At 64.5% G+C, this 20656-nt stretch carries 24 protein-coding genes; 7 read left to right on the top strand and 17 right to left on the bottom strand.

Annotated elements, in window-relative coordinates; all coding sequences use genetic code 11:
• Nucleotides 1–28 precede the first annotated feature (28 nt).
• On the top strand, nt 29–1054 hold the full coding sequence (locus NKJ17_RS05515; protein WP_352687377.1) for an RNA polymerase subunit sigma-70: 1026 nt from the start codon (nt 29–31) through the stop codon (nt 1052–1054).
• Nucleotides 1055–1072: 18 nt separating this feature from the next.
• On the opposite strand, the gene NKJ17_RS05510 is transcribed toward NKJ17_RS05515, so the two are convergent.
• The 3 genes from NKJ17_RS05510 to NKJ17_RS05500 form a co-directional block, all read right to left on the bottom strand.
• Nucleotides 1073–1879 carry a DUF1194 domain-containing protein gene (locus NKJ17_RS05510; protein ID WP_352687375.1) on the bottom strand — a complete coding sequence of 269 codons (807 nt, stop codon included), beginning with the start codon at nt 1877–1879 and terminating at the stop codon, nt 1073–1075.
• A gap of 75 nt (nt 1880–1954) precedes the next feature.
• Nucleotides 1955–3787, bottom strand: coding sequence for an ABC transporter ATP-binding protein/permease (locus NKJ17_RS05505; RefSeq protein WP_352687374.1), 1833 nt, complete (start codon nt 3785–3787; stop codon nt 1955–1957).
• 135 nt (nt 3788–3922) lie between these two features.
• The gene (locus tag NKJ17_RS05500; protein ID WP_352687372.1) at nt 3923–4705 is read right to left on the bottom strand and encodes a class I SAM-dependent methyltransferase; all 783 of its coding nucleotides are present in this window, start codon (nt 4703–4705) and stop codon (nt 3923–3925) included.
• A gap of 98 nt (nt 4706–4803) precedes the next feature.
• On the opposite strand from NKJ17_RS05500, the gene gloB reads away from it, so the two are divergent.
• Both gloB and NKJ17_RS05490 read left to right on the top strand, forming a co-directional pair.
• Nucleotides 4804–5571 (top strand): hydroxyacylglutathione hydrolase, encoded by a 768-nt coding sequence (gene gloB / locus NKJ17_RS05495; RefSeq protein ID WP_352687370.1) that lies wholly within the window; start codon nt 4804–4806, stop codon nt 5569–5571.
• 21 nt (nt 5572–5592) lie between these two features.
• Entirely contained in the window at nt 5593–6021 is a 429-nt protein-coding gene (locus NKJ17_RS05490) for a cupin domain-containing protein (protein ID WP_352687368.1), read from the top strand.
• Between the two features lie 4 nt (nt 6022–6025).
• Here the strand turns inward: NKJ17_RS05490 and NKJ17_RS05485 are convergent, their stop codons facing one another.
• The 4 genes from NKJ17_RS05485 to NKJ17_RS05470 form a co-directional block, all read right to left on the bottom strand.
• Nucleotides 6026–6694: a lysoplasmalogenase family protein gene (locus tag NKJ17_RS05485; protein WP_352687366.1), complete on the bottom strand. Its 669-nt coding sequence runs from the start codon at nt 6692–6694 to the stop codon at nt 6026–6028.
• Nucleotides 6694–7599 (bottom strand): aromatic amino acid exporter YddG, encoded by a 906-nt coding sequence (gene yddG, locus NKJ17_RS05480; RefSeq protein ID WP_352687364.1) that lies wholly within the window; start codon nt 7597–7599, stop codon nt 6694–6696. Before yddG ends, NKJ17_RS05485 begins: the two co-directional genes overlap by 1 nt.
• Nucleotides 7600–7639: 40 nt before the next feature.
• Nucleotides 7640–8431 (bottom strand): DUF3108 domain-containing protein, encoded by a 792-nt coding sequence (locus NKJ17_RS05475; protein ID WP_352649297.1) that lies wholly within the window; start codon nt 8429–8431, stop codon nt 7640–7642.
• Nucleotides 8432–8493: 62 nt separating this feature from the next.
• Nucleotides 8494–8721 (bottom strand): hypothetical protein, encoded by a 228-nt coding sequence (locus NKJ17_RS05470; protein ID WP_352687362.1) that lies wholly within the window; start codon nt 8719–8721, stop codon nt 8494–8496.
• A 310-nt stretch (nt 8722–9031) separates the two neighbouring features.
• On the opposite strand from NKJ17_RS05470, the gene rpmB reads away from it, so the two are divergent.
• The 3 genes from rpmB to NKJ17_RS05455 all read left to right on the top strand — a co-directional run bounded on the left by rpmB (nt 9032) and on the right by NKJ17_RS05455 (nt 10821).
• On the top strand, nt 9032–9328 hold the full coding sequence (rpmB, locus tag NKJ17_RS05465) for a 50S ribosomal protein L28 (protein ID WP_006328411.1): 297 nt from the start codon (nt 9032–9034) through the stop codon (nt 9326–9328).
• Between the two features lie 82 nt (nt 9329–9410).
• Complete coding sequence (locus NKJ17_RS05460; RefSeq protein ID WP_254816630.1) at nt 9411–10091, top strand: queuosine precursor transporter; 681 nt, start codon at nt 9411–9413, stop codon at nt 10089–10091.
• A 55-nt stretch (nt 10092–10146) separates the two neighbouring features.
• On the top strand, nt 10147–10821 hold the full coding sequence (locus tag NKJ17_RS05455; RefSeq protein WP_352687360.1) for a polyamine aminopropyltransferase: 675 nt from the start codon (nt 10147–10149) through the stop codon (nt 10819–10821).
• A 56-nt stretch (nt 10822–10877) separates the two neighbouring features.
• Here NKJ17_RS05455 and NKJ17_RS05450 read toward each other — a convergent pair whose 3' ends face one another.
• From NKJ17_RS05450 to NKJ17_RS05425, 6 genes are all read right to left on the bottom strand, one after another.
• On the bottom strand, nt 10878–11363 hold the full coding sequence (locus tag NKJ17_RS05450) for an SRPBCC family protein (protein ID WP_352687358.1): 486 nt from the start codon (nt 11361–11363) through the stop codon (nt 10878–10880).
• Nucleotides 11360–11728, bottom strand: a complete 369-nt coding sequence (locus NKJ17_RS05445) for an ArsR/SmtB family transcription factor (RefSeq protein WP_352687410.1) — start codon at nt 11726–11728, stop codon at nt 11360–11362. Before NKJ17_RS05445 ends, NKJ17_RS05450 begins: the two co-directional genes overlap by 4 nt.
• A gap of 201 nt (nt 11729–11929) precedes the next feature.
• Nucleotides 11930–12955, bottom strand: coding sequence for an esterase-like activity of phytase family protein (locus tag NKJ17_RS05440; RefSeq protein ID WP_352687356.1), 1026 nt, complete (start codon nt 12953–12955; stop codon nt 11930–11932).
• Nucleotides 12952–14850, bottom strand: a complete 1899-nt coding sequence (gene cobT / locus NKJ17_RS05435; RefSeq protein ID WP_352505070.1) for a cobaltochelatase subunit CobT — start codon at nt 14848–14850, stop codon at nt 12952–12954. Before cobT ends, NKJ17_RS05440 begins: the two co-directional genes overlap by 4 nt.
• An 11-nt stretch (nt 14851–14861) precedes the next feature.
• Nucleotides 14862–15848: a cobaltochelatase subunit CobS gene (gene cobS / locus NKJ17_RS05430; RefSeq protein ID WP_352505069.1), complete on the bottom strand. Its 987-nt coding sequence runs from the start codon at nt 15846–15848 to the stop codon at nt 14862–14864.
• A gap of 122 nt (nt 15849–15970) precedes the next feature.
• Nucleotides 15971–16600, bottom strand: coding sequence for a J domain-containing protein (locus tag NKJ17_RS05425; protein WP_254816626.1), 630 nt, complete (start codon nt 16598–16600; stop codon nt 15971–15973).
• A 133-nt stretch (nt 16601–16733) separates the two neighbouring features.
• Here NKJ17_RS05425 and NKJ17_RS05420 point away from each other — a divergent pair, with 133 nt between their 5' ends.
• Nucleotides 16734–17036, top strand: coding sequence for a BolA family protein (locus NKJ17_RS05420; protein WP_352687354.1), 303 nt, complete (start codon nt 16734–16736; stop codon nt 17034–17036).
• 1 nt (nt 17037) lies between these two features.
• Here the strand turns inward: NKJ17_RS05420 and NKJ17_RS05415 are convergent, their stop codons facing one another.
• From NKJ17_RS05415 to NKJ17_RS05400, 4 genes are read right to left on the bottom strand one after another with little or no spacing between them, the layout of a single operon-like run.
• The gene (locus NKJ17_RS05415) at nt 17038–17844 is read right to left on the bottom strand and encodes an alpha/beta hydrolase (protein ID WP_352505068.1); all 807 of its coding nucleotides are present in this window, start codon (nt 17842–17844) and stop codon (nt 17038–17040) included.
• Nucleotides 17845–17884: 40 nt separating this feature from the next.
• Nucleotides 17885–18781, bottom strand: coding sequence for an HlyC/CorC family transporter (locus tag NKJ17_RS05410; protein WP_352505067.1), 897 nt, complete (start codon nt 18779–18781; stop codon nt 17885–17887).
• Complete coding sequence (gene aroB / locus NKJ17_RS05405; protein ID WP_352476243.1) at nt 18778–19920, bottom strand: 3-dehydroquinate synthase; 1143 nt, start codon at nt 19918–19920, stop codon at nt 18778–18780. Before aroB ends, NKJ17_RS05410 begins: the two co-directional genes overlap by 4 nt.
• On the bottom strand, nt 19917–20519 hold the full coding sequence (locus tag NKJ17_RS05400; protein ID WP_352505066.1) for a shikimate kinase: 603 nt from the start codon (nt 20517–20519) through the stop codon (nt 19917–19919). The genes aroB and NKJ17_RS05400 overlap by 4 nt, the downstream gene beginning before the upstream one ends.
• Nucleotides 20520–20656 lie beyond the last annotated feature (137 nt).

Genomic DNA, 20656 nt, shown 5'->3' with positions numbered 1-20656 from the left:
AACGCTCACTCGTAACCGCACAGCCCGCATGACAGACGCTCAACCACCTCTGGAACCAGCAGGCCAGCCGATCCTCGATCGGCTGGCCTTCGAGAAGGTCACGGCCGTCCATCGCCGCGAGCTCAAGCTGCATTGCTATCGCATGATGGGTTCGCTGCACGAGGCCGACGACCTCGTCCAGGACACGTTGCTTCGCGCCTGGCGCGCCAGGTCGGAGTTCGACGGGCGGGGTTCGGTTCGCGGTTGGCTCTACATGATCGCGACCAACGCTTGCCTCAACGCCATCAATGCGAGGTCGAGGGCGCGTCGCATTCTCCGGGAACTCGGACGGCCGCCCTCGCACGGGGCGGCCGTAGGCGGGCCCGTAGCCGACATCGCCTGGCTGGAGCCCTACCCCGACGCCGAGCTTCCAGACATTGCCGGCAGCGAGCCAGGTCCGGAAGCTCGTTACGAGAGCCGCGAGGCCGTCCAGCTCGCCTTCGTCGCCGCGATCCAGGATCTGCCGCCCAGGCAGCGCGCCGCGCTGCTGCTTGCCGACGTCCTGGGATGGTCGGCTGTTGAGACGGCGCGTTTGCTGGGTGGATCGACGGCTTCGATCAACAGTGCGTTGCAGCGGGCCCGTGCAACGCTGGCGGCGCGCTATCCTCAGGGACGGCCGGCCAGCCGATCACGACCCAGCCCCGAAGAAGGCCTGCTGCTCGAACGCTACATGCAGGCCTGGCAGGCCGCCAATCTCGACAGCTTGATCGAGCTGCTGCGTGAGGACGCCATCTATACAATGCCGCCTTGGCGCGAATGGTATCAAGGCCGCGAAGCGATCCGCGGTTTCTTCGAGACCGTCTGGCCGAGGTTTGGCGGCTTCCGCACGCTGGCCACCCGGGCCAATGCCCAGCCGGCGGTCGGGGTTTATTCCCGCAGCCACGATGGCCCTGAATGGCGGGCCCATTCCCTGCACGTGTTCGACGCAGCCGAGGGCGGGATCGCTTCCTTGACGATCTTCATAGGACCGCTCGGGCCATCTCTGTTCCCGGCCTTCGGCCTGCCACCAGCCTAACCTGCCCCTGGGCTAGCCTTATCGGTCGAGTTCCGGGAAATATGGGTCCGAGAAAAACCGCCGGTCGCGCTCGCCTTGCAGGCAGTCGATCGGTGTGTCGATGCGGATCGTCCTCGGATCCACCTTGGGATACTCGATGCCGCTGACCTCGAGGATCAGTTTGCGGCGAGTGGCGGTGGCGAATTCGGAAGCAGCATAGATCGGTAGCACGAACGAGCCAGGCCCGCCGGTGACGCATTCGGCATAATACCGGTCGAGATGGCTGAAGGTGGGTGACGGGCTGATCAGGATCGGCAGCCCGTTGATGACGATGCCCTTCGCCAGCGCCGCATCGCGTGCCGTCGTGACCGGCAAGCCGGTGTTGTTTGGGCCGTCGCCCGAGACGTCGATGACGCGACGTTTGCCGGTGAAGGCCGTGCCGTTGAAAAGCTCGACGCCGAAAGCCACTGCGCCGGAAATCGAGGTGCCGCGAAAGCTTCTGAACGGGCGGGCCGCGATCTTGTCGGCGAAAGCGTTGGCGCTCTCCTTGCTGTCGACGACCTGCCAGGCAATGACCGCATCGTCGCGGATGGTGCCGGCCCATTCGAAATAGGCGATGGCGATGCGGCCGGAGGTGCCGGCACGCACGGCGTTGATGAAGTCGGGATGGCGCAGCGCCGCGACATAGCCGGCGCGCTGCAGGGCAAACTCCCTTTCATCCATCGACTGCGAGATGTCGACGGCCAGCACCAGCTCGACATCGACGGCAAGTGCATTGGCCGGCGCGGCCACGGGTGCCGCCGGGGCGCAGGCAAGGCAGGCGAGCAGGGCGAAAGCGTCAAGCATGGCCGATCGGAACGTTCCCATCTGAACGATCGCGACAGTTTTTCGCCGCGATCGCGGCGAAATAAAGCTTGGTTTCTATTTCTTTCGGCCAGCCGAGGCGATGGCCGGGGGCGGTTCGATGGCCCCTGCCCTGATACGGGCCGGCTTGAGGGCCGGTTGGCCGGCATCCTTGACGATGGTCAACGCCCGCCGGAAGAAGCGGCCATTGTGCTGGCCGCGGCCGATATTGAGGATCGCGGCGTCGGGAATGCGCTTCTCCAGCATCGACAGCACTTGCCTCAGCGTCGGGCCGTCGAACGCGTCCAGCGCCTCGTCGATAATCACCCATTTCGGCCGTCGCAAGGCGAGCCTGGCAAAGGCCAGCAGACGCTGCTCGTCGTCGCTGAGCTCACGCTCCCAGCGCGCCGACCGATCGAGCGAGGACGACAGGCGCTGCAGCCCGACATCGGCCAGCACCTCCGAGATCTCGGCATCGGCCGCCTCCGCCGCGCCGTCTGCATGGTTGAGCACCTCGCGCAGCCTGCCGAGCGGGAAATAGGGGGTGCGCGGAACAAAGATCGGCGCTTCTCCGGCCGGCATGCCGATCCGTCCGCTGCCCCACGGCCACAGACCGGCAATGGCCCGGAAGAACAGCGTCTTGCCGGCGCCCGGATCTCCGGTGATCATGACCCGGTCGCCGGCGCGGATTTCGACATGCGGCTCGGCAAGCTTGGTGCATCCCTCGGGCGAGGCGATCTCGAGTTTCTCGAAGGTCAGGCTGCCGTCCGGGTTTTCGCCGAACGAAATGCGCCTTTCCGTATCGTGCAGCGCGTCGGTGTCGCCAAGCGCGATGCGGAAGTCGGCGACCCGCATCAGCGTGGCGCGCCAATCGGCGATGCCGCCGATATTGTTGATGAACCAGCGCAGCGAGGAATGAACCTGGTTGAAAGCGCCGACTGCCATCATCAAGCCGCCAAAGCTGATATCGCCGGCGAAATAGACCGGTGAGGCGACCAGGATCGGTGCAACGACTGTGATCCAGCCGTAGGTGTCGGTAACCCAGGAAAGATTGATCTGGGCGCTGTAGATGCGCCGCATGGCGCCCAGCACCATGCCGAGATCGAATTCGAGCCGGCGTCTGGCATCGGCCTCGCCATGCGCCAGCGCGATGGCATCGACATTCTCGTTGACGCGAACCACCGAGGAGCGCAGCTCCGCTTCACGCGTATAGCGATCGTTGTTGAAGCGGATCAGCGGCCGCCCGACCAACCAGCTCAACCAGGAGGCGGTGCCGGCATAAAGGATCGCCGCCCAGACCATGTAACCGGGTATGGCCAGCGAATGGCTGCCTATGTGGAAGACGAAGCCGGAAGACAGCGACCACAAGACGCCGACGAATGAGGCAAGCAGGATGCAGGACTGCAGCAGGCCGATGCCGAGGCCGGTGGAAAGATCCGAGAGATGCGCGACATCCTGCTGCAGGCGCTGGTCGGGATTGACGCCGATGGCGCCGGCATGGGCCAGCCGGAAGGCGCGCGCCGGCCGCATCCACTCGCCGATCAGATCGAGCGTCAGCGCCTCGCGCAGCTTCAGGCGGATCATCTGGTCGAGCCAGGTCTGGCCCACGTTAAACAGAAGCAGCCCGCCGGCTATTGCCGCAAAGACCAGAAGCTGATGCAGGAAGGCCTGCATGTCGCGCCGCGCCAGCGCGTCGAAGAACGGTTGGTTCCAGCGGTTGAGCAGAACCTGCCCGACGGAGGTTGCGACAATGACGGCGACGATGCCGATTGCGGCCCAAAACAATTGTTTTCGCACTGGCGAGGTGGTCAGCGCTATCTTGATTGTTGCCAGCTGCTCACGCAGGCTGCTGGCTTCGATCGACGCGGCAAGCTTCTGGGCGCTGGCCTCGACATCCGGATGATCAGCCATGAGTGAATCCTTGCATTCGGAAGCGGTGCTGAAGCCCGGTCATAGAAATCGCCGGTCATAGAACCGATTGCGTATGCCTTCAATCGGGCAGCGAACCCGTCCGCGACAGATAGGTGAGAAAAAGCCTGCGTCGGATCACGAACGCGTCATCTTGGCGGCGCCGGACGTTTGGCCCGCGACAGTCCGGCCAAGCGTCGGCGCGCCATGCGGCGAGAGAACCGGCACGAAGACGCGGCGGGACGCGCGCTGGGCAACCGGCACGCCTTGATAAAGCCGCTTCTGCGCCTCGACGACGATAACGCCCGAAAAGATCGGCCAGAAGCGCCGGCCGGCGCGTTCCAGCACATTGTGAAACTGCATCATGAAACGTCGCGGCGACGGCGGGAAGAACAGCGCATCGGACCATGCCGCCGGCGTGAAATTCGCTTCGCGCAGCAATTCAGTGAGCTGGCCGCGCGAGAACGGCCGGCCATTGCCGAAAGGCGTATGCTCGAAGCGCGCCCAGACGCCGCGCCGGTTGGGCACAACGATGACGACACGGCCGGCCGGCGACAGCACCCGCCAGATCTCGTTCAGCGTCTCGCGCGGGTTCTCGACATGTTCGAGCGAATGGACGAGCAGCATGCGGTCGATGCAGGAATCGACCAGCGGCAGTTCCTCGTCGAACACCAGCGCGGTCGCCGTCGGCCCCGTCGCCGGCCAGACCACCGCGCCCTGTGTTGCCGGCATGAAGGCAAAGACACGCTCGGCATCGCTGCCGAAGCGTTCCAGCCACGGCAAGGTATAGCCGAGACCGACCAGCCGCTCGTTGGGCACTACGGCCCATATCGAGGACAGCGCCATGGTGATCGAGCGTTCGGCCAGGCGGCCGAGCGTGGTCGAATAAAAAGAACGGAGATCGACAATGTCTGAATGCATGCGCGGAACGGTAGCTTCGAAGCAGTCCAAGTTCAACAAAGGCAGATGACATCGGCTGGCAGGCGCCCTATGTCTGCGGCAATAAAGGGAGAGATGCGATGCCGGTCGAGATCGAACAATTCATGTGCCGCAGCGACAATTTCGGCGTGCTGGTGCACGACCCGAAAAGCGGCCAGACGGCGCTCATCGATGCGCCCGAGGAGGCGCCCATCCTGGCGGCGATCAAGCGCACCGGCTGGACCCCGACGATGATCCTGACCACCCACCACCATCTCGACCATGTCGAGGCCAATCTGGCGCTGAAGGAGCGTTTCAAGCTGCGCATTGTCGGTCCGGAAGCCGAAAAGGCAAAGATTCCCGGCATCGACGAAACCGTCGAACAGGGCTCGGTTGTCCGCCTCGGCGACGAGCGGATCGAGGTCATCGCCACGCCCGGCCACACTGCGGGCCATGTCACCTATCATCTGCCGGCGTCGAAAGTGGCATTCGCCGCCGACACGCTGTTTGCGCTCGGCTGCGGGCGGCTGCTCGAATGCAAGCCGCCGGTGATGTACGAATCCCTGAAGAAGCTCGCGGCGCTGCCGGCCGACACGGTCGTCTATTGCGGCCATGAGTATACGCTGGCCAATGCCCGTTTCGCGCTCACCGTCGACCCGACCAATTCGGCGCTGAAAGAGCGTGCCGCCAAGGTCGAGGCGCTGCGCGCCGACGGCAAGCCGACGCTGCCGACGACGATCGGCGAGGAACTGTCGACCAATCCGTTCCTGCGCTGGCACGATCCGGCGATCCGCAGGCATCTCGGCCTGGAGAACGCCTCGGATGCCGAAGTGTTCGCCGAGATCCGCAAGCGCAAGGACAATTTCTGAGCGGCGCCAGGAGCTAGAGTCATGACCAGTTCCGCCGAAATCATCGCTCTGCTCGGCCTGAAGCCGCATCCGGAAGGCGGCTGGTATGCCGAGACCTTTCGCGACGGCGCGGCAGGCACGCGCGGCCATTCGACGGCGATCTATTTCCTCCTCGAGAAGGACCAATTGTCGGCCTGGCACCGGGTCAAGGACGCGGCCGAGGTCTGGCATTTCTATGACGGTGCGCCGCTGGCGCTATCGATACATCGAGAAGGCGGTCCCGGCATCGAGGAGATCCTCGGTACCGGGCTCGCTGCAGGCGAGCGGCCGCAGATCGTCGTGCCGGCAGGCTGGTGGCAGTCGGCACGCAGCCTCGGCGAATGGACCTTGGTCGGCTGCACTGTGGCGCCGGGTTTCGATTTCGCCGCCTTCGAACTTGCCGAACCAGGCTGGCTGCCGGGAACCCCATAGGCACCTAGCCCAGCAGGAAACCCAGCGTGATCGCCAGCTGGCCGACGTAATACAGCGCCCATGCCGCATGGCGCACCCAAATGCGGTGCGGCGAGATGGCGGGCAGCAGGAACTTTTCCGCGGCATGCAGCCCGTCGGACAGGATGAGCAGGACGATGCCGCCAACGACCCCGACGCTGTTCAGGGTGAGCGCCGCAATGCCCATGGCAAGCAGTGCCGCGGCATGCACGCCAATCGGCAAACGCAAGGCGGGGCCGACGCGGCGCCGGAGCGCGAAAACCATCGCCAACACCAACACGGCCATCGCCAGCACGATCGCTGCTCGCCACGGCTCGGCCAAAAGCAGCCCGAGGCCGCCGCCGGCACGCAGGAACAGCACGACGTAAAGCACGTGCGCGGCAAGAAAACTGGTTGCGCCGCCAAGAAATGCCTTCTCGCCGTCGCGCGACAGGAGGGCGTCGCCGACGGCGCTGACGCCGAGTGCGGCGACGAGCAGCCATGGACCGCCCTGCTGCACGACCAGCACCGCAAGCATCGCCACCGCCAACGTCCTTGCCGCCGACCGCGAAAGGCGCGGCGGCATGCCGAGGCTGAACGCGTAAATCACCGCCGCCGCCAGCGAAAACACCAGCGTCGCATTGGCATTGGCATCGATGCCGCCGGGAAACGGCATCAAGCGTTTGCCTCGCTCGTAGCCCTCTTGCGCAGGAACAGCGATTTCGCCGCGAGTGCCGCGCCGCCGGTGATCAGCACGCAGGCGGCGAGGATGCGCCATGACGGCTGGGCGAAGCCGGCGGCGATCAGCACCAGGGTGGACAGCAGCGGCGCGGCATAGCTCGCCGCCCCCAGCACCTGGATGTTGCCGCGCTTGACGCCGATGTCCCAGGCATAGAACGCCGCCCCCACCGGCATCAGACCGAGGCCGAGCACGGCCAGCCACTGGCCGGCGCCGGCGGGCAGCACCGTCTGTTCAAGCAATAGGTGGCAGACCAGCGAAAGGACCGCGGTGGCGGCGCAGAACCAGGTAACGATGCTGGTCGGCACCGACGGGAAGCGCCGCGACAACAGCGAATAGGACGACCACAGCACCGCACAGACGCCGGCCATGGCGTAGCCGAAGGCATAACGCGCGTCGAAGGCAAGCCCGCCACCTTTGGTGACGATCAGGACCGTGCCGGCAAGGCCGAGCAGCGCGCCGGCGACGTGATTCCAGGCCAGCCGCTCGCCCGGCATCAGCGCCGACCCCAGCACGATCAGCAGCGGCCACAGATAGGCGATCAGGCTGGCCTCGACGGCCGGCGCATTGCGCAGCGCGGTGAAGTAGAAGAAGTGGTAGCCGAACAGGCCGGCAATGCCGATCACCCAGACTTTGCGTGGTATTTCGACCTGGCGCGGTATCTTCGCGGCCCCGTCGGCTGCCGGCATGAACAGCCGGGCAAACAGCCCGACGCAAGTGCCGATCGTAAAGGTGATTGCCGAAAGCAGGAACGGCGGCACGGCGCCCGAAGCATCCGTAAGCAGCGCCAGCAGCGCCCACATGGCGACCGCGGAGAAGCCGATCAGTGTTGCGCGCGCCATACCCGTCGCCCCGTGCCCCGTTGGCGGCGCACCATCACGCCTATTCGTTTGCTTCGAACCGCTCCGCGCTGATCGTCAACGGACCGATTTGCGTGCTGACCGTGGCGCGGATCGGCGCATATACGCCGCTTTGGCCGACTGGTGCAAACGTCACCATGATGCGGCTGCGTTTCTTCAGGTAGTTCAGCGCTTTGCGGTTCTTGCGGTAACCGGCCACCGGCTCGAAGCCCAGCCTGCAAGTGACCGTATCGCCCTTGTAGCCGGCCACCGAAATCGACCCTTTGGACTCGTAGGTCAATTTGAGATCGGCCCGCATTTCGCCGTCATAGAGCTTCACCGTGCGCCCGCAGACCTGGTCGAGGCTGTCGGCATGGATGACGGTCGCGGCCATGGGGTCGAGGACCGATACGAGATCGCTGCCGGCCAGCGGTATCCAGTTGTTGGGATTGCGCTTCTTCGGCTCAGGCACGACCTTGGTCGAGGTGACGACGCCGTTGGCAAACCGGATGTCGATCATCGATGCCTTCTTGCCGGAGGTGTAGTCGGCGTGGAACGCTTGCGGCTGCAACCGCTTGCCCGAAATCTTGCCCTTCGACGAGATCGTACCTCGCGTATCGTCGAACAAAGTGGCGAGGCCGGCAGCGGAGACGCTGCCCTCGATCGAATAGGTGTCGCCCTCGTAATGGCTGGAGAATTTCGCTTTGGCCACGGAAAGGCCGAGGAACGATACCGAATACTCGCCCGTGAAGGATTGCGGCTCAGCGGCCGAAACCGTCGTCGACAGCGCGACGGCCATCAGCACGACCAGGGCATGGAGGAAAGAACGAGGCATGGCGGGTCCTTGGTTGTCGACCGGACGGGCGGCTCCGGTCTGGCATGTCCCTGTGCGACCGCTTATAGGCTGAATTCCGGCCTTAATGTGAAAGGCGGCGTCGGCAGGGAACGCTGGGGAGGGTCCAGGGCCAGAAAAAAACCCGCCTCGGCGGGCGGGTCGTCGGTGCGAATCAGCACCATACCTAAATTAGTAGCATAGCTGCCGGCACAAAGCAAGAACAAAATGCGGCCATCGACGAATTTGCGGATCTGCCTCGGCCCGGATGAGGGAAAGGGTTGCGGCTTCACTCCGGCTTGGGCTCCTCGCCCCACGAAAGTGGGGAGAGCGCAACCATCATGCGGTGGGCGAGGAACCCAGGTCTTGAGAGAACTGCGGGACAGCAATATCTCCTCCAGAAGAGGGCGATCAGCAGCTTCACTGACGACACCTACTCCGAAAGTGCGATTCCCCATCCCCGAAGCAACCCCCAAGCTTGACGCCTCGGCGAAATGCAACTATGGAACGCCAACTTTTTCCATGAGGCCGCCTGACCGAAACCGCGCGCCACCCGGCGCGGGTCGAATGTTTGGCCAGGACCGAGAACCGAAGGTTAGTATCATGTCCCGCACTTGCGAACTCACTGCCAAGGCAGTCATGTCCGGCAACAATGTGAGCCACGCCAACAACAAGACCAAGCGTCGCTTCCTGCCCAATCTCGTCAATGTGACGCTGATCTCGGAAGCGCTGAACCAGAATGTGCGCCTGCGCATTTCGGCCAACGCGCTGCGTTCGGTCGAGCATCGCGGCGGTCTCGATGCCTTCCTGGCCAAGGCCGATGCCAAGGAATTGTCGCAGCGCGCCCGCCTGTTGAAGAAGCAGATCGCCAAGAAGCTCGCCGAACAGCCGGCCGCCTGAGTTTTTCGGCGGCAGCCGCCTTCCAGGGCGTGACCCGGGTTCCGGATCGCGTTCCGCTGGTTCCATTACCCAGGATAAAAAAATGATCTTCCTCTCGCGGTACCTGCCCTTCGTGGCGGCCATGGCGCTCGTCGTCGTGGCCTCGAACATCCTCGTGCAGTTCCCGATGCAGGGTGCTATCGGCGGATTGTCGTTGGCCGACATCCTGACCTGGGGCGCCTTCACCTATCCGTTCTCATTCCTGGTCACCGATCTCGCCAATCGCCGTTATGGGCCGGCGGTGGCGCGCAGGATCGTCTTTATCGGCTTCATGACAGCGGTGATCTGCTCGATCGTCATCCCGCCGCTGCTGTTTCGCCACGGCCTGATCGAATTCGAGACCGCCGCCGACCGGCTGGTGCGCATTGCCGCGGCCTCGGGCGCCGCCTTCCTCACCGCGCAGTTGCTCGACGTCACCGTGTTCAACCGGTTGCGCCGGCAGAGTTGGTGGCGCGCGCCGATTGTCGGCACGCTGGTCGGCTCTGTCTTCGACACGGTGGTGTTTTTCACCGTCGCCTTTGCGGCGGCTTTCGCCTTCGCCGGACCGAACGACGGCTTTGCGTTGGAAACCGCGCCGCTGATGGGTGTGTTGCCGGTCGAGACGATGCGCTGGGTATCCTGGGCGCTCGGCGATCTCAGCGTCAAGCTGGTCATAGCGGTGGTGGCGCTGATCCCCTACCGGCTGCTTGCCGCCCGCTGGAGCCAGCCGGCACTGGCAGCATGATCCCGAAAAGTGGGAACCGGTTTTCGGACAAGATCATGCTCAAAGACTATCGAGCATGATCCCCTGGCTTCAACTGGACTCGGCAAAAACGCCTGACGGCGGACAGGAACTCCGCCTGAAGCGGCGCGGCGGCGAATTCTCGATCATGCTTGGCCCGAACGAGCTGATGAACAGCCGGCTCAGCGGTTCCGAAGAGGCGCTTGCGAAACTGTCCTGCCAAAGGATTGCCGGCCGCCGGACCCCAAACATCCTGATCGGCGGCCTCGGCATGGGCTTTACCTTGCGCGCGGCGCTGGCCGAGCTCGGCGACGGTGCGCAGGTCGCCGTTGCCGAACTGGTGCCGGCAGTCGTGATTTGGGCGCGCGGCCCGATGGCCGAGGTTTTCGACGGCTGCCTTGATGACCGGCGCGTCAGCATTCGCGAGGCCGATGTCGGTCAGCTCATCCGTTCGGAAGCATCGACCTGGGACGCGATCCTGCTCGATGTCGACAATGGCCCCGAGGGCATCGTCTACAAGGCCAACGATGCGCTCTACAGCGCAGCCGGCCTGATCAGCGCGAGAGCAGCTCTCAAGCCCGGCGGTGTGCTGGCGGTCTGGTCGCAGGGCCCTGACGCAGGTTTCACCCGAAGGCTCAAGCAGGGCGGCTTCACGGTCGAGGAGGTCAAGGTGCGGGCTCACGGCAAGCGCGGCGCCCGGCACATCGTCTGGCTCGCGACCAAGGGGCAATAGGCCACCTCGCAATCCGGGCGGGCCTTGTGGTCACCGCCCGCCACGCCGACGAACCTCTACTTCGCCTTCTGAAGCTCGGCGGCGAGCGCCTGCAGCAGCCCGCGTGTGCCCTCCTCGCGCCCTTGCGCTGAATCGACGCCATCGAAGAACGCACCCTGTTCGGTATAGGTCAGGCGGGTGCCCTCGCCGGAAGGTGCAAGCTCGACCGTGGTGAGCGACGCCGACAGCGGCTGCGCCCCGACCGCCATCCGGTATGAAAATACGATGCGCCGGTCAGGGACGATGTCCTGGAACTGCGCATCGAGCCTGATCTCCGGGCCGCCCTGGTAGCTGAACCGCGAAACCTCGCCACCGCCGACACGGAAATCGAAGGTGAATTCGGCGATGGTGAACCCGTCGCCTTCGACGCGCCAGCGCCGCACCGTCGCCTTGTCGGCAAAGGCGAAGAAGACGCTCTCGGGCGATTGCGGATAGGTCCGCTCGATCGTGAAGGTCGAATGGATGACGGAGTGCTCGTCGTTAACCGGGGCAATCTGGTTCATTTCTTGTCGTCCTTTTCCTGCTCGTGGAGTGTTGCTTTCGGTTGGTCAGTCTCCGCCAGGATCTGGCCGAGACGGTCGAGCTGGCGTTCGGCGGGCGTACGGCGCGCGGCGATCCAGTCGGCGAGCGGGGCTAGCCCGCCGGGCTCGATCCGGCAGGTGCGCACGCGTCCGACCTTCTCGCTGCGGATCAGCCCGCACGCTTCCAGCGCCTGGAGGTGCTGGAGCACGGCGGCGAAGGTCATGCCGAACGGCTCCGCCAACTGGCTGACGGTGGCCGGCCCGCGGCTCAGCCTTTCCAGGATTGCCCGGCGCGTCGGCTCGGCAAGAGCCCGCAGGATGCTGTCGATCTCGGAATACTTAAGCATGGACTTGAGTATTTCGCCGATGACACCAACTGTCAAGTCACGACTAAAGTATTTTTGCAAATGGTGAGAGCCGGCTGGAAAACCCGCGACGCGGGTCATTGCCAGAGAAAATCGCCAGGGGAAATTGCAAGGGAAATTGCCTGCGCTGCAAAACGGCGCGGAAACGCCAGCGATGCTGTCAGCCAGCAGGCCGGTCGCGCGTCAATCCTCGTGCAGCACAAATTCCAGGTAAAGATTGCGCTGCAGGATCGAGTGGTTGTCATCGGACATCAGCGACACGATCAGCGCGCCATCGTCGCGGGTCCAGACGTCGAGCGCTTCCATGTTGTCGATCTGGTAGCCCATGTCGGCTTCGAGCAGCACCGGCCCGTCGGCGACGGCGCCCTTCTCGACGCCTTCGCCATAGATGCGCCGCAGCCGCATCTTGACGCCGCCGGCCATCGAAAAACTGCGCTCCAGAAGCAACAGGTCGCCGTCCGGCAGGAAGGCGCCGTCGGTGATGTCGAAATCGCCATTGCGCTTGACGGTGAAGACGCCCTTGTGCGGCCCTTCGATGATCGCGGCAAAGATGTTGCCGGCCTTGTCGAGGCTCTTTTCCGACACCACGACCAGTCCGCCCGCGTGCTGCCCGTTGGGACTGGCGCGGGTGACGGTCTCAAAGCCGCGATTGCGGCGAAGTTCCCAGGCTGGGATCAGGAAGTCCAATTGCCTGAACGGCACCTTCATGCCGTCCGGATCGATCTTGAACTCTGCGATACGGTGATCGCCCTCGAAACCGACCGTGGCAATACCGTCCTTGACCGCGAGGCCTTCGGCATCGACCGCCCATTTCTCGTCGATCGACTGGCCGGCCGCATCGACCATCTGCTGCATGCGAAAATTCTGGATGCCGGAAGGCCGCTTCTCGGCATCGTGGACGAGGGTGCCGAAGAACCAGAAGCCGGTGTCGGCAACGCCGATGAAATCGCTGCCGGGCTTGAGGAACCGAAGCGCCGAGAGCGCGCCGAAATCGCGCGTCGACGAGGTCATTTCGAGCCCGCCGACGAATTCGAGCGGCCCGAACTGTTTGTCCGGCCGGCCGATATGGAATTCGCTGATCGGCCGTGCCGAGATTTCGGCCGGCTCGACCGAGGCCAGGCCGGCAGCGATAGCCGGCGCCAAACTGATGCCTAACAACGCACTGGCGGCCAAAAGCTTCTGCCAAAAGCCGCCGCGGGAAAAAATCATCCGGCGCGCCGCATGCCGCCGCGCCGCGTGTCCCGCACGGTTTCCTCGGCGAACAGCGAGGCCAGCTGCTCGGTCATGGCGCCGGCCAGTTCTTCGGCATCGACGATGGTGACGGCGCGGCGATAGTAGCGGGTGACGTCGTGGCCGATGCCGATGGCCAAAAGCTCGACAGGCGAGCGCGTCTCGATGAGCTCGATGATGGCGCGCAGATGCCGCTCGAGATAATTGCCCGGATTGACCGACAGCGTCGAATCGTCGACCGGCGCCCCGTCCGAGATCATCATCAGGATCTTGCGCTGCTCCGGCCGCGCGATCAGCCGGTTGTGCGCCCACAGCAGCGCCTCGCCGTCGATGTTTTCCTTGAGCAGGCCCTCGCGCATCATCAGCCCGAGATTGCGGCGCGCCCGCCGCCACGGGTGGTCGGCGGATTTGTAGATGATGTGGCGCAGATCGTTGAGCCGGCCGGGGTTCGGCGGTTTGCCTTCCTTCAGCCATTTCTCGCGCGCCTGCCCGCCCTTCCAGGCGCGGGTGGTGAAGCCGAGGATTTCGACCGAGACGCCGCAGCGTTCCAGCGTGCGCGCCAGGATGTCGGCGCAGGTCGCGGCGACCGTGATCGGCCGGCCGCGCATCGAACCCGAATTGTCGAGCACCAGCGACACCACCGTGTCGCGGAATTTGGTATCGCGCTCCTGCTTGAAGGACAGAGGCTGCATCGGGTCGATGACGACGCGCACCAGCCGTGCCGGATCGAGATAGCCTTCTTCGAGGTCGAAATCCCAGGAGCGGTTCTGCTGCGCCATCAGGCGGCGCTGCAGCCGGTTGGCCAGCCGCCCGACGACGCCGGAAAGGTTGGCGAGCTGCTTGTCGAGGAAGGCGCGCAGTCGGTCGAGCTCCTCCTCCTCGCACAGTTCCTCCGCACCAACGGTCTCGTCGAAGGCCGTGGTGAAGACCTTGTAGTCGATCTCTTTCGGCAGATTGGTGAAGGGATTGTCGTTGCGGCGCGCCTCGCCGGGCGTCTCCGCATCGGCGTCGTCATCGTCGGAGAGATCCTCGGCGGTGGCGTCGGAGGCTTCCGTCTCGGCCGATTGCTCGTCGTCCGACGATGCCTCGGTATCCTCGGACTGCGACTGCTCGGAGCCCGAATCGTCTTCGCCGCCCTCCTCGCTCTGCTCCTCGCCTTGCGGCTGGTTTTCGTCGTTGTCCTCGGAGTCTTCCGTCTCCTGGTCGTCGCCGAGCTCCTCCGCCATTTCCATGGAGGCGAGCATCTCGCGCACGACGCGGGCGAACGCCTGCTGGTCGTCGAGCTTTGCCGACAGCCCGTCCAGATCGGCACTGGCTTTTTCCTCGACCCAGGGGCGCCAGAGATCGACCAGCCGTTCGCCGCTCTTCGGCACAGTGCGGCCGGTCAGCTTTTCGCGCACCATCAGCGCCAGCGCCTCCTCGATCGGCGCGTCGGCCTTGTCCTTGACGTCGGCGAGGTTGGCCCTGGCGTATTTGTCCTCGAGCATCGAGCCGATATTGTCGGCAACGCCCTGCATGGCGCGGCTGCCGATCGCCTCGACCCGGGCCTGCTCGACCGCGTCGTAGATGGCGCGGGCCTGTTTGCCTTCCGGCGCCAGCCTGGTGTGGATGCGCGTATCATGGCAGGCGCGCTTCAGCGCCATGGAATCGCCGAGCCCGCGGGTAATGGCGATATCCGCCTTCGATGCCTTCTTCGGCAGTTCGGGCAGCCGGGCGCGACTGCCGGCCAGCGCCGGCCGGTCCTTGGCGAAACCGACCTCGAGATCCTTGTCGCCGGCGATGGCGCGCATGCAGACGGTAACCGCGCGCTTGAAGCTGTCGGCCTCAGCGCCGGTCTTGGATTTGTTTCGTGTGTTGTCGCCCGGACCCGCCATCGAGACTCTGCTTAGCCCAGCACCACATTCGCCGCCGATTCCGGCAAATCTTCGCCGAAGGCGCGCTGGTAGAACTCGGCGACCAGCGAGCGTTCCAGCTCGTCGCATTTATTGAGGAAGGTCAGCCGGAACGCCATGCCGATATTGCCGAAGATTTCGGCATTCTCGGCCCAGGTGATAACCGTGCGCGGGCTCATAACCGTCGACAAATCGCCGTTGATGAAGGCCGAGCGCGTCATGTCGGCGACACGAACCATCTTGTTGACGATCTCCTTGCCCTTGCCGTCGCGATAATGCTTGGCCTTGGCCAGCACGATGTTCACTTCATTGTCGTGCGGCAAATAGTTCAGCGTAGTGACGATCGACCAGCGGTCCATCTGCGCCTGGTTGATCTGCTGGGTGCCGTGGTAGAGGCCTGTGGTGTCGCCGAGCCCGACCGTATTCGCGGTCGAAAACAGCCGGAAGGCCGGATGCGGGCGGATAACCCGGCTCTGGTCGAGCAGCGTCAGCCGGCCCGACGATTCCAGCACGCGCTGGATGACGAACATCACGTCCGGGCGGCCGGCATCGTACTCGTCGAAGCACAGCGCGACATTGTGCTGATAGGCCCAGGGCAGGATGCCGTCGCGGAATTCGGTGATCTGCAGCCCTTCCTTGACGACGATGGCATCCTTGCCGACGAGATCGATACGGCTGACATGGCTGTCGAGGTTGACACGCACGCAAGGCCAGTTGAGGCGGGCGGCGACCTGCTCGATATGCGTCGACTTGCCGGTGCCGTGATAGCCCGACACCATGACGCGGCGGTTATAGGCAAAGCCGGCGAGGATCGCCATCGTCGTGTTCTTGTCGAACAGGTAGTCCGGATCGATGTCGGGCACATGCTCGCTCGTCACCGAATAGGCCGGCACCACCATCTTGGAGTCGAAGCCGAATGTCTCCTTCACCGACACCGTGGTGTCGGGCAGGTTGGCGATGTCGCGATCGACCTTGTTCATCTCTATCACGTCTCCACAAGCGAAACGCCGCGTTTCGCTGGCAATCGATTTTGTTCGGGGGCGGTCTTAGAGCCTTTTCCAACCCTATGAAAGTTGGAAAGCGACACGAACCGTAAGGTCGCTCAGCACAAACCTGCCTGCTTGAGCACGCGATACGCCTGGAGCACATCGCGGAACCGGTCTTCCGAACCTCTGTCGCCGCCATTCGCATCCGGATGGTGGCGTTTCACAAGTTCCTTATAGCGCGCCTTGATATCCTTGCCACTTGCCTTTGTATCAAGGCCAAGCGTTTCCAGTGCCTTGGCCTCAAGCGGCTTGGCCTTGCGCTCGCGTGCTTCGCGCGGGTCCTTCGGGCCTTTGAACAGGTCGAAGGGATCGCGCATGCGATTGTAGTAGCCGGCACGGCCGGAACGCGCCTGGGCGAAGTCGGGCGAGGAGCGTGTCGAGGCGCCGTTGACGCCCATTTTCCAGGTCGGCCGGTGGCCGGTCATGGCTTCCTTCTGGAAGCGCGCGATCTCGGTATCCGGAACGCCCGAGAAATAATTGAAGCCCTTGTTGTACTCGCGCACATGGTCGAAGCAGAACTGGAAATACTCGCCTTCCTTCATCCGCCCGACCGGCGCGCGGTGGGTACCGGCCTCCTTGCAGCCATCCCATTGGCAGATCGGCGAACGCGACTTCAGCTCCGCGTCCTTCTCCGGGCGGATGCGAATCTTCTCGAAATATTTTGGGTACGGCTTCATCTCACCCATTTATGGGCCGTTCGCGGATGCGAAACAAGAATTGACATTTTCGCGATGATCGCCCTAACCGCTGAATCGCGGCATAAAACCGGCGAATGGCGAATTTTGTGCGATGACATAGATGTGGTGAAGGGAAGCGACGATGTCCATACAGGCAACGATGGAAGATAAGCTGAAAAAGGCGTTTTCGCCGGAACGGCTGGACGTCATCAACGAAAGCCATCTCCATGCCGGTCATCATCACGCGGATTCCGGCCATCACGCTGCCTTCGACGGCGCCGGCGAGACGCATTTCCGCATCCGCATCGTCGCGCCAGCCTTTGCCGGCATGAGCCGCGTCGAGCGTCACCGCGCCGTCAACGATCTGCTGGCCGAGGAGTTGAAGTCCGGCGTGCATGCCCTGGCGATCGAGCCGGCGGCGCCCGGCGAAAAGACCCGCTGGTAGATCAGCCGACGCTCGACCTCAAGAAGGCCATCACCGCTGTGGTCAATGCATCGCCTTCGGTGCCGAAGTCGCGATTGATCGACATGTGCGAATAGGCGCTGCCGTCGAACAGCGTGACCCTGGTTCCGGTGGCGCGCAGACGCCCGGCGAAGGCCTCCGCGTCCGCCGCGCGGGCTTTCGCCCGTGAATGGGCGATGAAGGTCGGCGGGTGCTTGCGGCCTTCCACATAGGTGACAGGCGACAGCGCGCGCCACTGCGCCGGATCGGGAAAGGCGCGGGCATAGACCCCTGCCATGCCGCCGCTCCTGGCCAATGCCTCCAGGTCGTAAGCCCTGGTGTCGTCGAGGACCAGCGCCGCGACCCCGGGCAGGCCGCCGCGCAGGCCGGTCAATGCGACGAGATGGCAGCCGGCCGAATGGCCCATCGCGACGATCCGGTCCGGATCGCCGCCATGCCTGGCGATGTTGGCGCGGACGTAGCGATAGGCCAGTTCGACATCCGCCGCCTGGGTGGCGACGTCGGCCTCGGGCAGCATCCGGTAGTCGATCGAGACGAAGCAGAAGCCATTGTCGAGCAGGAATTGCGGCTTGGCATTGACGTTGCCGCGACTGCCGACCCGCCAGGCGCCGCCATGGACGAAGAAGACGACCGGCAGGCCGCTTGCGCCGTCGCGGGAATAGATGTCGAGCTTGGCCGGCCCATAGTCGAAGGTTTCGGGCGACGGCGAACGCAGCCGCAATGCCGCCGCCTGCCCCGGCAACAGCGCCGCCATCGACACCAGAAGCAGGCTTCGCCGATCGATTGTCATAGACTCCTGACCGCCCACAGGTGCCGCAAGATGCGCGCTGTCATTCGCCAAGCATTACCGGCTTGATCCTCAGCCGCGCGATTCGGTTCTTGTCGCGCTTCATGACGACGAAGCGCTTGCCGTGAAACGTAAAGGCCTGCTTTTCGTCCGGGATCGACTGCGCCTCGTGGATAACGAGGCCGGCAATGGTGGTGGCTTCCTCGTCCGGCAGGTGCCAGTCGAGCGCCCGGTTCAGGTCGCGGATCGGCACCGTGCCGTCGACGACGACGGAGCCGTCGGCCTCCTGCTTGACACCCTGGATGTCGATATCGTGCTCGTCGGCGATCTCGCCGACGATCTCCTCGATGATGTCCTCCAGCGTCACCAGCCCTTCGACCTCGCCATATTCGTCGACGACGATGGCGAAATGCGCCTTGCGGCGCAGGAAGGCGTTGAGCTGCTCCTGCAGCGTCGTGGTGTCGGGCACGAACCACGGTTTAGATGCGATCTTCATCACGTCGATCCGGGAGAAATCGTTGCCGACCTCGTTCAGCGCGCGCAGCAGATCCTTCGCGTGCAGCACGCCAACAATGTTGTCGAGCGAACCCTTCCACAACGGCATGCGGGTGTGCGGGCTCTGCAGGATCTCGCGAACCACCGCTTCGGGCGGGTCATCGGCATTGACCGAGCGCATATTGGTGCGGTGGACCATGACGTCCGACACTTCGAGCTCCTCGAGGTCGAACAGGCCGCCGATGCGGGCGCGGTCCTCGCGCACCACCTGGCCGTCGCGGCGGAAATCGTCGACGGCGCCGCGCAGTTCCTCGCGCGCCGAGCGCTGCGGCTCGATGCGCTGCAGCTCATAGCCGAAGGCGGCGAGCAGGTGCCGGCGCAGGACGAAGCCCAGCAGGCCTAGGCCGGCGAGCACTGCAGCCGCGATCCAGCCGGCCTGACTCATCCCGGGCGGCTTTCCTGCCGACCCGGATGGTTCTCCCTGAGGAACGCCAGCACTTCCGAGGCCGGCACATCCCTGGCGATGAAGGCCTGTCCGACGCCGCGCGTCAGGATGAAGGTCAGCGCGCCGCGCGACACCTTCTTGTCCTGGGTGATGAAGGAGAACAGCTGCTCGGCGTCGGGCAATTCGCCCGGAATGTCGGCCATGCGCCAGGGTAGGCCGACGGCGCGAAGATGCGCCTCGACGCGCGCCGCATCGTCGGGGCTCGCCAAATTGAGCCTTGAGGAAAAGCGGTGCGCCAGCGCCATGCCGATGGCGACGCCTTCGCCATGCACGAGCCGTGCGCCGTCATAGCCGGTCGCCGCCTCCAGTGCATGGCCGAAGGTGTGGCCGAGATTGAGCAGGGCGCGGTCGCCGGTCTCGAACTCGTCGCGGGCAACGACGTCGGCCTTGGCACGACAGGCCTCGGCGATGGCCGCAGCCCGCTCCGGCCCGCCGGCAAACACTTGGCGCCAGTTTTCTTCCAGCCAGGCGAAGAACTCCGGCCGGTCGATCAGCCCGTATTTGGCCAGTTCGGCATAGCCGGCGCGAAACTCGCGGATCGGCAGCGTGTCGAGCACTTCGGTATCGGCCAGCACCAGCTTGGGCTGGTGGAACACCCCGACGAGGTTCTTGCCGCGCTTGCTGTTGATGCCGGTCTTGCCGCCGACGGAGGAATCGACCTGCGCCAGCAGCGAGGTCGGAACCTGCACGAAATTCATGCCGCGCCGCGCGATGCCGGCGGCAAAGCCGGCCAGGTCGCCGATGACGCCGCCGCCGAGCGCGATGACGACGTCGCCGCGCTCCAGCTTGGCGGCCAACACGCCATCGACCACCTCTTCGAGATGCGCAAAGCTCTTGGTCTTTTCGCCTGGCGGCAACGTGATGACGGCATGTTGGATGCCACCGCTTGCCAGGCCGGCCGCAAGCGTCGCGAGATGCGCGGCCGCGACGTTTTCGTCGGTGACGACCGCCGCCCGCGTCCCCGGCAGACGGCGCGAAATCTCGGCGCCGGCTCGTGACAGCAGGCCGGGACCGATCAAAATATCGTAGGCACGCTCGCCAAGCCCGACTTCGACAGAGACCGTTGCATCAGCGCTCACGACCGCACCTCGTCAATGTCGGCAATGCCGAGATGGCCGCGCAGCGCGTCCACCACTTCGGCGGCAATGATCTCCTTGCGGTCGTCGCGGGTCGGCACGATGACATCGGCCGCGGCATAAACCGGGTAGCGTTCCGCCATCAGCCGTTCCAGCACGGCGCGTGGATCGGCGCTTTTCAGCAGCGGCCGGTTCTGTTTCTTGGAAACGCGCTCCATCAACAGGTCGATCTCGGCTTTCAGCCAAACCGAAACGCCATGGCTGGCGATCGCCTCGCGCGTCTGCGCGTTCATGAAGGCGCCGCCGCCGGTCGACAGCACCTGCGGCCCGTGCTCCAGCACACGCAGGATGACGCGCTGCTCCAGTGCTCGGAACTCCGCCTCGCCATAGCGCTCGAACAGGTCCGGGACGCTCATGCGCGAAACAGTTTCGATCTCCTGGTCGCTGTCGATGAAGGGTAGTGCCAGCATCGCCGCCACCTTGCGGCCGATCGCCGTCTTGCCGGCGCCCATCAGCCCGACAAAGACGATGGAACGGCCGCCCAGCCGGCCGAGCAGCGCGGCATGGCTCTCGCCCGGAGGATTTGCTGGTAGCGCGTTCATGCTTCTAGGGCCTCTTTGGCGGCGTATCGACATCAAAAGCCTGTTTGCGTCAAGCGCGGCGCAACCGGGACTATGGGCTTCACCCTTGAATTGGCCGGATTGGCGTCTCATAAGGGCACAGGGTTGGAAATGCAGAA

This window comes from Mesorhizobium sp. M0208, assembly GCF_040322015.1.
Classification (GTDB): domain Bacteria; phylum Pseudomonadota; class Alphaproteobacteria; order Rhizobiales; family Rhizobiaceae; genus Mesorhizobium.
This window is presented reverse-complemented; position numbering and strand designations above follow the sequence as displayed.